Genomic DNA, 12,428 nt, shown 5'->3' on the forward strand with positions numbered 1-12,428 from the left:
CGTCCTACCCCCTCACCCTCCTCCCCCCAGCCCCCATCACCACGCCACCCCGGGGGGCAGGATGGGCTCCAGGTACTCCAGGAGGAGGACCTGCCGCGACCAAAGCCGCTCTCCCTCCCAGGCCTCCCCCACCAGGCGGTAGGGCCCCGGGGGAAGGCCCCTTAAGGCCTCCTGCAGGGGGGCCCAGCGGGCCTGGACCTCGAGGGGTTCCTCCCAAAGCCCCATGAGCTGAAACACCCGCCGCACCTCCCCCGCTCCTAGGGCCACCTCCTCCGCCAGGAGGTCAAGCTGCTCCCTTCCCTCCAGCCAAAGGCGCACCTGGAGGGCCAGGGGCCGGTCCAGGTCGTTCACCACCCAGGCCTCCATGAGGGGAGGCCCCCCCACCTCCACCCGCTCCCGGTAGGGCACCAGGGAGAGGAGGACGGGGGAGCTGGCCTCCTTGAGGGCGTAAAACCCCTTCTTGGGCACCCGCTCCACGTCCAGGACCGCCCAGGTAATCCCCTCCCAGGGCTCAAAGAACATGAACTGGAAGTAGCCCACGACCTTCCCCTTGGCCCGGCGGTAGGCGTGGACGGCAAAACTGAGGAGCCTCGCCTGGTAGTCCTGGGAGTTTTCCACAAAGGCCTCCAGGCTGTCCCCCACCTCCACCCCCGCCACCCGGAAGGTCTCGTGGGGCTGGAAGTTGTGGTAGGCGTAGGCCTCCCACTGAGGGGGCCAGGCGGCCTCCCCCAGGACCCGCCTGAGGAGCTCCGCCCGGGGCAGGGCCTGGGCCCCGAACTCCGAGGGCAGGGGTGCCCCCGGCAGGGCCAGGAAGTCCCGCAGGTGGCCCCAGTACCAGCCGGGGTAGGGGTGCTCCCGGAAGTCCGAGGCCTCCTTCACCGGCCTGGTGGGGTCCTGGGCGCGGATCTCCCCCGCCAGGAGGGGCCCCAGGGTATGGCGGCCGTGGGTGGGCTCGTTCTGGGCGCACCAGAGGTAGATGGAGGGGTGGGCCCCCAGGGCCTCCACCATGGCCCGTGCCTGGCGCACCGCCTCCTGGGCGAAGGCCTCGTCCGGGGCGTAGCCCCACTGCAGGGGAAAGTCCTGCCAGACCAGAATCCCCTCCCGGTCGCAGGCCTGGTAGAAGGCGGGGTGGGTGATGTGCGCGTGGACCCGCACGGCGTTCAGGTGGGCCTCCTTGAGGAGGGCCACGTCCCTTTGCGCCTGGGCCTCGGTGTAGCCCGCCAGCCACTGGGTGGGGATGGCGTTGGTGCCCCTCAGGAAGAGCCGCCGGCCGTTCAGGAGAAGCCAGCCCTCAGGGTCCAGGGCCACGGTGCGGAAGCCTAAGGGGGCGGCCAGGGTGGCACCCAGCAGGCTGGCCTCGAGGCGGTAGAGATGGGGAAAGCCCCGCTCCCACACCTCCCAAAGGGGCATGGCGGGCAGGTCCCAGACCACCTCCCCCCAGGCCCGTCCCCCCGCCCCCTCCAGCACCGCCTCCTTCTCCAGGGCCTCCCCGGGGAAGTTCTCCGGCTGGAGGGAAAGGCGTACCGCTTCCCGAAAAGGCCCAGGGGTGTCCAGGAGAAGCCGCACCAGAAGCCGCCATCCCCCCGCCCGGGGGTAGAGGCGGTGGGTGAGGGCCAAGAGGGCCACCTCATGATGAAAGAAGAGCTCCACACCCCCCCAAAGCCCCCCGGTGCCCCGCTCCTGGCCCCGCTCCGTGGTCCCCCCCGGGCGGCAGTCGTGCTGGCCGAACACCCCCTTGATCTGCCGCTTGAAGCGGGGCCACTGGCCCAGGGGCTCCTTGGGGGCGGAAACCCTCAGGAAAAGCTCCCGCCCCGGGGGAAGCTCCAGGAGCCAGGGGAAGAAGTACCCCTCGTGCCGCCCCAAGGGGCGCCCCTCCAGCCAGGCCTCCTGGTAGTAGTCGCCCCAAGCGCGCAAGAAACGCCGCCCCTCCCCTTCCGGGAGCTCCAGCCGGTACCAGCCCACCTCGGCCTCGAGGCCCTCCAGGCTCCACTGGTGGGGCAGGGCCACCTCCCGCCACCCCGCCTCAGGAAGCCCCTCGGGCTCCTCGGCCCCGTGGGCCAAAAAGAGCGCCCGCTCCAGCCTCATGCCACCACCTCCAAAAAGGCCTCCTCAAAGGGAGGAAGCCACACCCGCCCCTCCTTTGCTTCCAGCAAACGGCCCCCCACCCAAGCCCCCCGGAGCCTCCTGCCAAAGAGCCTCAGGCCAAGCTCCCTCCAGGGCCAGGGGTAGGCCCCTTCCGCTTCCCAAAGGAGGCGGAAACCTCCTTGCGCAGGCAGGAGGCGGAAGCGGTCCTCCCGGTGGGGGCCTTCCCCATCCCCCTCGTCCCAGAAGAGAACCCCTTCCGCCCCCTCCATCCCCGGGTAGAGGTGGAGGACCAAGCCCTCCCCCTCCAAAAGGGGCAAGGCGCTACCCGCCCGCACCAAAAGGGGGATGGCGGTGAGGGGAGCAGGAAGCCGCACCCAGCCCGGCCCCTCCCAGAGCCGGTCCTCCCCCCAGGCATACCAGACCCCCCGGGGCAGGGGTACCTCCTTAGCCCGGGCCCCCTCCTCCAGTACCGGGGCCACCAGGAGGGCCTCCCCCAGCCCAAAGGCCTCCTCGGTGTAGGGCCCCCCGTCCAGGAAGAGGGGCCGGAGGAGAAGCCTTCCTTCCCGGGCCGCCCGCCAGGCCAGGGTGTAGAGGTAGGGTAGGAGGGCCTCCCGGAGGGCGAGGGCCTCCCTTACCCCCTCCAGCACCTCCTCCCCCAGGCGCCAAGGCTCCCGGCGCCTGGTCCAAAAGGCGGAGTGCTGGCGGAAAAAGGGGGTGAGGGCGGCCAGCTGAAACCAGCGCAGATAAAGCTCAGGGCTAGGGTTGCCGCTGAACCCCCCGATGTCCGAACCCACAAAGGGCACCCCGGAGAGGGAAAGCCCCAGAAGGGCCCGCAGGGTGGTCCTGAGCCCCTCCCAGGTGCTCTCCACATCCCCGGTCCAGGCCCAGGCGTAGCGCTGTACCCCGGCAAACCCCGAGCGGGTGAGGAGGAAGGGGCGCCCTTCCGGGGCACGTTCCCGAAATCCTTCCCAGGTAGCCCGGGCCATGAGGAGGCCATAGAGGTTATGGGCCAGGAGGTGGTCCCCGCCTTGGCCCTCGAGGGCGTGGCGCACCCCCCTGGGGAAGGTGGGTTCCCCCCAGGCGGCGAAGAGGGCCGGTTCGTTCATGTCCAGCCAGAAGCCGGAAACCCCATTCTCCAGGAAATCCCCCACCTTCTCCCCCCACCAGGCCCGGGCCCTGGGGTGGGTGAAGTCGGGGAAGGCGGCCAGGTGAGGCCAGACCGGCCCCTGGAAGACCTCCCCGGAGGGCAGGCGGCAGAAGACCCCCTCCCGGAGCCCCTCCTCGTAGGGGGGAAAACCCGCCTCCCTCTTGACCCCCGGGTCCAGGATGAGCACCGTGCGCACCCCCTGGGCCCGGAAGCGGGCCACCATGCCGGGGAAGTCGGGGAAACGGGCCTCGTCTACGGTGAAGACCCGGTAGCCCCGCATGTGGTCAATGTCCAGGTGGATGGCCCTAAGGGGTAGGCCCCGCTCCAAAAAGCCCGCCACCACCCCTTCCACCTCCTCCTGGGTCTTAAGTCCCCAGCGGGCGAAGTGAAACCCCAAGGCCCAGCGGGGGGGCAGGGAGGGCAGGCCGGTGAGGCGGAGGTAGCGGGCAAGGGCCTCCTCCAAAGGGCCCGGGACTAGGTAGTAGCGGAAAGGCCCCCCATAAAAGGCCACCAGGCCTTCCTCTCCCCGCAGATCCACCAGGCCCTCGGCGGGGTTCTCATAGAAGGCCAGGTACCCCCCTTCGGGCAGGAGGGAAAGCCAGAGGGGCACGGAAAGGTACAAGGGATCCTCCCCCGGGCCATAACTTCCCCCGGGGTCCCGGTTCCAGAGGCGGAAAACCCCACCCCGCCGGTCCAGGGGAAAGGCCCGCTCCCCCAGGCCTAAGACCCGCTCCCCAGGGGCCAGGGCCACCCGGTACCGCCAGGCCCGGTGCGCCCCCCAAGAGGCCATCTGGGGGTAGGCCTCCCGCCGCAGAAGCCGTCCTTGGGCATCCAGCAGTTCCAGGCCCTCCTCCCCCACCCTCAGGGCCATGCGGGGGGTCTTGAGGAGGTCCTCCCCCAAGCGCTGGGGCTCAAAGGGCTCCAGGGGCTCCGCCAGGGCATAAGGGGGCAGGGCCTCCTCCGGGGCCCAGGCGAGGCAGAGGAGGTCCTCCCCCAGGAAGACCGCCCTGAGCTCGGCCTCGAGGAAGCGGACGCGAACCCCACCAGGGATGGGCTCCAGGCCCAGGGGCCGCCCCACCCCCTGCCAGCGGGGCTCCTGGGGCCTGCCCTCCAGCCGGTCCCGTACCCAGGCGTAGCGCACCGCCTGGCCCAGGATGCTGGGCCCGAGGAGCCAGGCCATCCGCACCGCGTTGTGCAAGACCTTGGCCAGACCCCGCATGGCCTACTCCCGTACCTCGTGGGGGAAGAGGGCGGTGAGGCCGTAGGCCAGGAGGATGGCCACCCCGGGGACCACGGAGATAAGGAAGCGGAAGGCCAACCCCGGGTTCGGCCCCGGGTTTTCCCCGCTCACGTAGCCGAAGAGGGGACCTAAAAGGGCAAAGGCCATCCCCACCATGGCCCCGGAAAGCCGCCCCATGAGCCCCACCAGGCTGTAGTAGGCCCCTTCCCGCCGCGTTCCCGTCCTTTCCGCGTCCAGGTCAATGACCTTGGCCATCACCACCTCCCCCGTGACCCGCACCCCGGCAAAGCCCACCCCCACCAGGGCCCCCACCAAGAGGGCGGGGAGGAGGCTTTGCGGCAGGAAGAGGAGGAGGGCGGCCAGCCCCATGAGGAGGTGGGCCAGCCGCCAGGCCCGCTTCCCCCCCAGGGCCCGCGCCAGCCGCCCCCAGAGGAACACCGAAGGCAGGGCCATCAGGAAGACCGCGGCGAAGAGGAAGGTGGTGGCGGCCTCGGGCAGGCCCAGGCTGTGCTTGGCGTAGAAGGCCATGGCCGTCTGGATCACCGTGCGGCCAAACTCAAAAAGGAGGGCCACCAAAGCCGCCACCCAGAAGGCCCGGTTGGCGAAGACCAGGCGGAAGGAGGCCAGAAGGCCCAGGCCGCTTTCCGCCTTGGGGTCCTCCTCCACCCCCCTGAGGAAGAAGAGGAAGGCGAAGAGGGCCAGCCCGCCAAAGAGGAGGGCCATGCCGAAAAAGCCCACCTGGGCGTAGACCACCGGGGCCAGGGCGATGCCCAGGATGAGGCCGAAAAGCTCCGTGCCCCGGCGCAGGGCCGCGGCGCTGGCCCTCTCGGCCAGGCCCCGGAACATCTCGGGGAAAAGCGCGCCGTAGTTGGTCCAGACCACGGTGGCCGCGGTCTCGTAAAGGACGATGGCCAGGGCAAAGTAGTAGGGCAGGACCGATGGGCTTTTGGCCCAGTCCGGCACCCAGAAGACCAGGAGGTAGAGGAGGAGGAAAAGGGGAAGGCCCAGCAAAAGCCAAGGGCGGCGCCGGCCCCAGGGGGTCTTGGTGCGGTCCGAGAGGTGGCCGAAAAGGGGGTCGTTGAGGGCATCCCAGGCGGCGTAGACCGTGCGGGCCAGGGCGTAGAAGGCGGCGGAAAGCCCCAGTTTTTCCAGGTAAAAGAAGGCCAGGTAGGTGCCGAAGCTCTCGGAGACCAGGGTGAGGCCCAACTGGCCCGAAGCGTAGCGCCAGGCCTTCACCGCCATCCCTCCTTCAGGGCCTCCCGCACCGCCCGCCAGGTGAGGGGGTGGAACTCCGCCAAGACCCGCCGCACCTCGGGGTGGGCCAGGGCGAAGTAGTCCGCCTCTCGGGTGGCCCAGTCGGGGAGGGCCCGGCCCTCGGGGGTGGGGAGGGCGCTGTGGTGGGCCAGGTAGTAAAGCCCGGAGGGAAGGTGGGCCAGGCCCAGGTAGAACCCAAGCCGCTCCTCGGGGGGAAGGCCGTAGGGGTCCAGAAAGCGCACCCGAGGGAAGGGCGCCTCCGCCATGAGCCGCTCCAGCTCCGGCAGAAAGGGCGGGGGAACCCCTAGGCCCTCGAGGGTATCGGGGATGAGGGGAACCAGGCGGTACGCCTGGGCCAACCTGAGGTAGACCTCCGCCAAATCCGGCCGCATCACCGCCCCCTGGTGGGTGTCCAGGTGCGTGGGGGAAAAGAGCCGCTGGGCCGCTTCTATCTGGGCCCTAAGCTCCCGCTCCACCTCCTCGGCCCTGGCCCTCTGCCAGAGGGCCTCCAGGGTGCTGGGGAAATACCCCGCCTCGTCCCTCAGGCTCTCCCCGGCCGTGAGGGGGCGTAGCCTGGGGGCCTGCCACTCGCTGGTGAGGGTGAGGTGCACCCCCAGGTCCGCCCCCCGCACCGCCGGGGCCCAGGCCCCCGGCACCATCACGCTCCCCGTGGGAAGGCCCAGGGCGCTGTAGGCCCCGTTCTGGGCGTGGGTCAGGCCCAGGTCGTCGTGGTGCAGGATGAGGACCCGCCTGCTCCCAAGGCCGAGCCGCTCCAAAAGCTCCATAAAGCCCCCTTTCCCTTCTAGGGCCATTCTAAGGGAAAGGGAGCCTCCCCGTGCGGGGTCTACGCCAGGGCCAGCTCCACCAGGCGCCGGAGGAGCTCGGGGTAAGGAACCCCGCCGGCCTCAAAGAGCCGGGGGTACATGCTGGTGGGGGTGAAGCCGGGGATGGTGTTGATCTCGTTCAGGTACAGCTCCCCTTCGGAGAGGAAGAAGTCCACCCGGGCCATGCCCCGGATGCCCAGGAGCTTGTAGGCCAAAAGGGCCATCTCCTGAATCGTCTCCTGGGTGCCGGGGTCCAGGGGGGCGGGGATGAGGAGCTCGGCCCGGCCCGGGGTGTACTTGGTCTCGTAGTCGTAGAAGAGGGCCTGGTAGCGCACCTCCCCCACGGGGCTGGCCTCCCCGAAGACGTTCCCCAGGACCCCCACCTCCAGCTCCCGCACCCGGGGCAGGGCCTTCTCCACCACCGCCTTCCGGTCGTAGCGGAAGGCCTCCTCCAGGGCCTCCTCCAAGGCGGCGTAGTCCTCCACCCGGCGGATGCCGATGCTGGAGCCGGTGTTGGCGGGCTTGACGAAGAAGGGAGGCTCAAAGGGGACGTAGGGGCGCTCCCCCTGGTGGACCGCCACCCAGGGCACCACAGGGATGCCCGCCTGGGCCAGGACCCGCTTGGAGAGGTCCTTATCCATGCAGAGGGCGCTGGCCGCCACCCCGGCCCCCACGTAGGGCTTGCCCAGGAGCTCCAGGAAGCCCTGCAGGGTGCCGTCCTCGCCGAAGGGGCCGTGGAGCAGGGGGAAGACCACCCCATAGCGGTCCCAGTCCAGGGGGGGTGGGAAGGGGTGTTCCCCCACGGGGGCCACCTTGGCCCTCAGGGCCTCTTCCGCCCGCTGGCCCAAAAGCCAGCGCCCATCCTTGGCGATCACCGCCAGCTCCGTGGGAAAGGGGATGTGCCGCAACACCCCCTCGGCGGAAAGCAGGGAGACCTCGTGCTCCGCGCTCCTCCCCCCGGCGATCAGGAGAACCCGGGAAACCGTCATGCCTAAAGCTTAGCCTCCTGGCGCAGGTCCAGGCCGTTGTAGCGGTCGGCGCAGGGGAGAAGCCCCTCCTTGGCCCAGCAACGCACGGCCTCCTTGGCCACCTCCAGCACCCTCTCCGCCAGGGGCCACTCCTCGGGAAGGAAGGGGGAAAGGACGTACTGGGCCCCAAGCTCCTTGGCCGGGGGCTTGCCGATACCGATGCGCAGGCGGTGGAAGGCCGTGGTCCCCAGGGCCTCGGCGATGGAGATGAGCCCCCGGTTGCCCGCGGTGCCCCCCCCGGCCTTGAAGCGGAGGCGGCCCAAGGGCAGGTCCATCTCGTCGTGGACCACCAGGAGGCGTTCCGGGGGGATTTTGTAAAAACGCACCCACGGGGCCACCGCCTGGCCGGTGAGGTTGTAGTAGGTGAGGGGTTTGAGGAAAAAGCCCTTCACCCCCCCCACCTCGGCCTCGGCCACCAGGGCCTCCCCCTGCCTGCGGAAGGAAAGGCCCAAGCGGTCCAGGACCATGAAGCCCACGTTGTGCCGGGTTCTGGCGTACCGCTCCCCCGGGTTGCCCTGACCCACCACCAAAAACATGCCCTCCTCCGCCAAGGGTACAGGCTAGGCCCAGGCCAAAGCGACCTGGGCCACCCAGCTCCCACCCCAGCCCTGGCCGGGGCGGGTAGGCCTTACTCCTCCTCCTTCTTCCCCTTCTTGATGACCTCGGGCTCGGCCGGGGCCTCGAGGGCCTCCGCCGCCAGCTTCTCCACGTCCTCCGGAGGCACCACCGCGGCGATGGTCTCCTCGGGGGAGACGGCCAGCTTCACCCCCTCGGGGAGCTTCAGGTCCGCGGCGTGGATGCTGTCTCCGATGCCCAGGCCGGAGACGTCCACCTCAATGAACTCGGGGATGTTCCGGGGGGAGACCCGCACCAGGATGTCCCGGTGCACCTCCTGGAGCACCCCGCCCTCCCGCACCCCCTGGGGCGTGCCCACGAAGCGCAGGGGAATGTACATCTCCACGGGCTCGTCGGAGAGGACGTAGAAGTCCACGTGCTCGGGGCGGCGCCGGCGCTTGTCCAGGTTCACCTGGCGCACCAGGGTGGGAAGCTCCCCATCGGGAAGCTCCAGGACGATCACGTGGTGGATGGAGGCCTGGCGGAAAACCCTGTCAAACTCCCCCAGCTCCACGTAGACCTTCTTGTTGAGGCTCTTGTTGTACATCACCCCGGGGAGCTTACCCCCCCGGCGCAAGGCCGCGGGGCTCTCCCCCTCCCGGTAGTAGGCTTTCAGGCGATACTCCATGGCTCCTCCCTAAAGGACCCTGCCCCCCAAGGGGCACACGAAGAAAAGCTTACCACATCCCCCCGGTACCTGCTCAGATGAGGGCGCTCACGGACTGGTTGGTGTGCACGTGGCGGATGGCCTGGGCCAGGAGCTCGGCGGTGGAGAGCACGGTATAGCCCCCATCCCGCAGGGGAATGGTGTCGGTGAAGATGACCTCGCGGATGGCGGGGTGGGCCAGGTTTTCCCGGGCCTCCCCCACCAGCACCGGGTGGGTGGCCATGACCACCACCTCGGGCAGGGCCCCGGCCAGGAGGAGGGCCTCCACCCCCCGCCGTATGGTGCCCCCGGTGGAGACGATGTCGTCTATGACCAGGGGGCGCTTGCCCGCCACGTCCCCGATGACGTAGGTGACGGAGGTCTCCCGGGGGCCGTGGCGGCGCTTGGCCAGCATGGCCAAGGGCAGGCCCAGCCGCTCCGCCAGCCTCCGGGCCTCCTCCGCCCGCCCGGCATCCGGGGAGACCACCACGGCGTTTTCCGCATACCCCTGCTCCTTGAGGTAGCGGGCGAAGAGGCGGACGGCGGAGAGGTGGTCCACGGGGATGTCAAAGAAGCCCTGGATCTGGGGGGCGTGGAGGTCTATGGCGATGATGCGGTGGACCCCCACGGTCTCCAGGAGGTTGGCCACCAGCTTGGCGCTTACGGGCTCCCGCCCCTCCGTCTGCTTGTCCTGCCGGGCGTAGCCGAAGTAGGGGATGACGGCGTTGATGCGCCCCGCCGAGCTCCGGCGGGCGGCATCCGCCAGGAGGAGGAGCTCCATGAGGTGGTCGTTCACCGGGGGGCTGGTGGGCTGGATGAGGTAGACGTCGTCGCCGCGGACGCTCTCCAGAAGCCGCACCCGCACCTCCCCATCGGGGAAACGGTCCACCAGGGCCTGGCCCAAGGGAACCCCCAGGGCCACCGCCACCCGCCGGGCCAGATCGGGGTGCGCGTTCCCCGTGAAGAGCCTTATTTCCATAGGGAGACCCCCCTTTCAGTATACGAGGGCCCGGGCCAGGAGGCCGAGCCGCCTCGAGGCCTCCCGCAAAAAGGCCTGGAAGTCCAAGGCCGCCCCCTCCCCCGCCCCGTCCGTCACCGCCCGGACCAGGGCCATGGGGTGGCGGAAGCGCCAGGCCACCATGAGGGCCGCCGCCCCCTCCATCTCCACGGCGTGGGCCCCGTGAAGGGCCTGTAGCCTCCTGGCCTCCTCCGCCTGGGCCAAAAAGCGGTCCCCCGTGGCCACCACCCCGCGCCTGTGGGAAAGCCCCAGGGCCTGGGCCGCCCCTTCTGCCCGGGCCAGAAGGGTAGGGTCCGAGGGGAAGAAGCGCACCCCGAAGGCCGTCTCCCCCGGGGCCCGCCCAAAGGGGGTAAGGTCCACGTCCCACTGCACCGCCCGTTCCGCCAGGAGGAGGTCCAGGGCCCTCAGGGTGGGGTCCAGGGCCCCGGCCACCCCCAGGAAAAAGCTCTCCTTGGGGGCAAGCCGGGTGAGCACGTGGGCCACGGCCATGGCCGCGGCCACCTTGCCCACCCCGGTTTCCGCCACCAGCACCCCCTCCCCCCGGTGCAGGGGGAAGGGGGCCTCGAGGGGCTCCTCTGCCCCCAGGGCCCGGCGCAGGGCCTCTGCCTCCTCAGGCTCCGCGGCGAAGAAGGCGGTCATGCCTCCTCCAGGGGCACCGTGGCCTGCACCCTAAGCCCCTGGCGCAGCACCCGCTCGGCCCAGGCCCTAGCCGCTTCCAGGTCGTGGTCCCGGTAGTTGCCGCACTCCCGGAAGCTGGCCCCGGGAATGGGCCCCTGGTGGAGGAGCACGTCCCGCAGGGCCCTTTCAAAGGCCACCAAAACCTTTTCTTCCTCCAAAGGCCCCTCCACCACCAGGTAAAAGCCCGTGCGGCAGCCCATCGGGGACAGGTCTATGACCCCCTCCAGGTGGTCCCTGAGGTAGCCCGCCAGGAGGTGTTCCAGGGTGTGCAGGGCCGCTGTGGGCAGGGCTTCCCGGTTGGGCTGGGCCAGGCGCAGGTCGTACTTCTCCACCAGGCCGCCCCCCACCTGCTTCCTGCCCGCCAGCCGCACGTAGGGAGCGCTCACTTTGGTGTGGTCCAGGGTAAAGCTTTCCACCTCGGCCATGGCTCCATCAAACACCAAAGCCGCCCCTCAGGTCCATCCCCACGTGCGTGGGGACTACGCCGTCCCCGGCCTGGAGTGTCGTTGCCGCAGCGGTCCATCCCCACGTGCGTGGGGACTACCTGCCTCCAGGCGGTGCCGGCGTTTGCAGTCCCGGTCCATCCCCACGTGCGTGGGGACTACAGGGGGCCCAAAGGCGGAAAACTAGGAATGGCTGGTCCATCCCCACGTGCGTGGGGACTACGGCAGAATGGAGGGGCGTTGGAAGCGGTAGGATGGTCCATCCCCACGTGCGTGGGGACTACTGCAGGTGGCTACTGTCGCGGTGGCCGCTATCCGGTCCATCCCCACGTGCGTGGGGACTACTGCCACAGGGCTCCTGGCCCCGTTGTGGCCTACGGTCCATCCCCACGTGCGTGGGGACTACCACAGGCTGAAACGGATGCAGGGACGATAGATAGGTCCATCCCCACGTGCGTGGGGACTACTGTACCGGGCCTGCCGTAGACCAGAGCTACCACCGGTCCATCCCCACGTGCGTGGGGACTACTTCCAGCCCGAGCTCCCGTGGGCCGAGGACCACGGTCCATCCCCACGTGCGTGGGGACTACACCTGGGGCCCCTCCAACACGCGGGTGGTGGCGGTCCATCCCCACGTGCGTGGGGACTACGCCATCTCCAGGTCCGCATAGAGCCCCCCGCGCGGTCCATCCCCACGTGCGTGGGGACTACGGCCACCGTTTTGGGGTCCACGGCTTCCACCATGGTCCATCCCCACGTGCGTGGGGACTACGTGGTCGGGGCCGGATGATTCCAGCCCCGACCTGGTCCATCCCCACGTGCGTGGGGACTACCCCATGCCATAGCAAGGCTCTTGCTATGGGTTCGGTCCATCCCCACGTGCGTGGGGACTACGAGGGTATCCCCCCAGCTGACCAGGAGCGGGCCGGTCCATCCCCACGTGCGTGGGGACTACTGGAGGGGGCGGTGATGTCCCGCCCTTCAGGGAGGTCCATCCCCACGTGCGTGGGGACTACCCAGGGGAGCCCCAGGATGGAGCCGATACGGCTGGTCCATCCCCACGTGCGTGGGGACTACTATGCCGAGGGCCGTAAGGGAGAGTGGCGGGATGGTCCATCCCCACGTGCGTGGGGACTACGAGGTAGCCATCCCTGTCCTTTCGTAGGGAGACGGTCCATCCCCACGTGCGTGGGGACTACGCTATCCCCGAGGCGGTCTTCCAGGCCTTCGGCGGTCCATCCCCACGTGCGTGGGGACTACTGGAGGCCATGCGCTCCGCCCTTGCCGTGGGCGGTCCATCCCCACGTGCGTGGGGACTACGCAGGGGGTGCGTCCCCGCTTCCGCTTCTATGCGGTCCATCCCCACGTGCGTGGGGACTACGGAGTGGAGGCCTCGTATCGGACCGGAGCCAGCGGTCCATCCCCACGTGCGTGGGGACTACTGGCCACG

General features: G+C 69.8%; 10 protein-coding genes and 1 CRISPR repeat array. All 10 genes read right to left on the reverse strand.

Annotation, left to right across the window (positions count from 1 at the left end):
- Positions 1–36: 36 nt before the first annotated feature.
- Positions 37–2,085: a glycoside hydrolase family 2 TIM barrel-domain containing protein gene (locus B128_RS0103730; protein ID WP_018110934.1), complete on the reverse strand. Its 2,049-nt coding sequence runs from the start codon at positions 2,083–2,085 to the stop codon at positions 37–39.
- Positions 2,082–4,451 (reverse strand): glycoside hydrolase family 31 protein, encoded by a 2,370-nt coding sequence (locus tag B128_RS0103735; RefSeq protein ID WP_018110935.1) that lies wholly within the window; start codon positions 4,449–4,451, stop codon positions 2,082–2,084. The genes B128_RS0103730 and B128_RS0103735 overlap by 4 nt, the downstream gene beginning before the upstream one ends.
- A gap of 3 nt (positions 4,452–4,454) precedes the next feature.
- Positions 4,455–5,708 (reverse strand): MFS transporter, encoded by a 1,254-nt coding sequence (locus B128_RS0103740; RefSeq protein ID WP_026174999.1) that lies wholly within the window; start codon positions 5,706–5,708, stop codon positions 4,455–4,457.
- On the reverse strand, positions 5,705–6,511 hold the full coding sequence (locus B128_RS0103745; RefSeq protein WP_026175000.1) for a carbohydrate deacetylase: 807 nt from the start codon (positions 6,509–6,511) through the stop codon (positions 5,705–5,707). The genes B128_RS0103740 and B128_RS0103745 overlap by 4 nt, the downstream gene beginning before the upstream one ends.
- Before the next feature lie 59 nt (positions 6,512–6,570).
- The gene (gene ddl, locus B128_RS0103750) at positions 6,571–7,539 is read right to left on the reverse strand and encodes a D-alanine--D-alanine ligase (RefSeq protein ID WP_018110938.1); all 969 of its coding nucleotides are present in this window, start codon (positions 7,537–7,539) and stop codon (positions 6,571–6,573) included.
- A gap of 2 nt (positions 7,540–7,541) precedes the next feature.
- Positions 7,542–8,114, reverse strand: coding sequence for an aminoacyl-tRNA hydrolase (pth, locus tag B128_RS0103755; RefSeq protein WP_018110939.1), 573 nt, complete (start codon positions 8,112–8,114; stop codon positions 7,542–7,544).
- 92 nt (positions 8,115–8,206) lie between these two features.
- Positions 8,207–8,821 (reverse strand): 50S ribosomal protein L25, encoded by a 615-nt coding sequence (locus tag B128_RS0103760; protein ID WP_018110940.1) that lies wholly within the window; start codon positions 8,819–8,821, stop codon positions 8,207–8,209.
- Positions 8,822–8,894: 73 nt separating this feature from the next.
- Positions 8,895–9,818: a ribose-phosphate diphosphokinase gene (locus B128_RS0103765; protein ID WP_018110941.1), complete on the reverse strand. Its 924-nt coding sequence runs from the start codon at positions 9,816–9,818 to the stop codon at positions 8,895–8,897.
- Between the two features lie 15 nt (positions 9,819–9,833).
- Positions 9,834–10,496, reverse strand: a complete 663-nt coding sequence (mtnN, locus tag B128_RS0103770; protein ID WP_018110942.1) for a 5'-methylthioadenosine/S-adenosylhomocysteine nucleosidase — start codon at positions 10,494–10,496, stop codon at positions 9,834–9,836.
- Positions 10,493–10,960: an S-ribosylhomocysteine lyase gene (locus B128_RS0103775; protein ID WP_018110943.1), complete on the reverse strand. Its 468-nt coding sequence runs from the start codon at positions 10,958–10,960 to the stop codon at positions 10,493–10,495. The genes mtnN and B128_RS0103775 overlap by 4 nt, the downstream gene beginning before the upstream one ends.
- Before the next feature lie 30 nt (positions 10,961–10,990).
- A CRISPR array of direct repeats spans positions 10,991–12,420; the repeat unit is 28 nt; unit sequence GGTCCATCCCCACGTGCGTGGGGACTAC.
- The last annotated feature ends 8 nt before the right edge of the window (positions 12,421–12,428 follow it).

Source organism: Thermus igniterrae ATCC 700962, assembly GCF_000376265.1.
Taxonomy (GTDB): domain Bacteria; phylum Deinococcota; class Deinococci; order Deinococcales; family Thermaceae; genus Thermus; species Thermus igniterrae.

Excerpts from the sequence above, each read along its gene's own strand:
- B128_RS0103730 (WP_018110934.1), bottom strand. The coding sequence starts at position 2,085 with ATGAGGCTGGAGCGGGCGCTCTTTTTGGCCCACGGGGCCGAGGAGCCC.
- B128_RS0103735 (WP_018110935.1), bottom strand. The coding sequence starts at position 4,451 with ATGCGGGGTCTGGCCAAGGTCTTGCACAACGCGGTGCGGATGGCCTGG.
- B128_RS0103765 (WP_018110941.1), bottom strand. The coding sequence starts at position 9,818 with ATGGAAATAAGGCTCTTCACGGGGAACGCGCACCCCGATCTGGCCCGG.
- ddl (WP_018110938.1), bottom strand. The coding sequence starts at position 7,539 with ATGACGGTTTCCCGGGTTCTCCTGATCGCCGGGGGGAGGAGCGCGGAG.
- pth (WP_018110939.1), bottom strand. The coding sequence starts at position 8,114 with ATGTTTTTGGTGGTGGGTCAGGGCAACCCGGGGGAGCGGTACGCCAGA.
- B128_RS0103745 (WP_026175000.1), bottom strand. The coding sequence starts at position 6,511 with ATGGAGCTTTTGGAGCGGCTCGGCCTTGGGAGCAGGCGGGTCCTCATC.
- B128_RS0103775 (WP_018110943.1), bottom strand. The coding sequence starts at position 10,960 with ATGGCCGAGGTGGAAAGCTTTACCCTGGACCACACCAAAGTGAGCGCT.
- B128_RS0103760 (WP_018110940.1), bottom strand. The coding sequence starts at position 8,821 with ATGGAGTATCGCCTGAAAGCCTACTACCGGGAGGGGGAGAGCCCCGCG.
- mtnN (WP_018110942.1), bottom strand. The coding sequence starts at position 10,496 with ATGACCGCCTTCTTCGCCGCGGAGCCTGAGGAGGCAGAGGCCCTGCGC.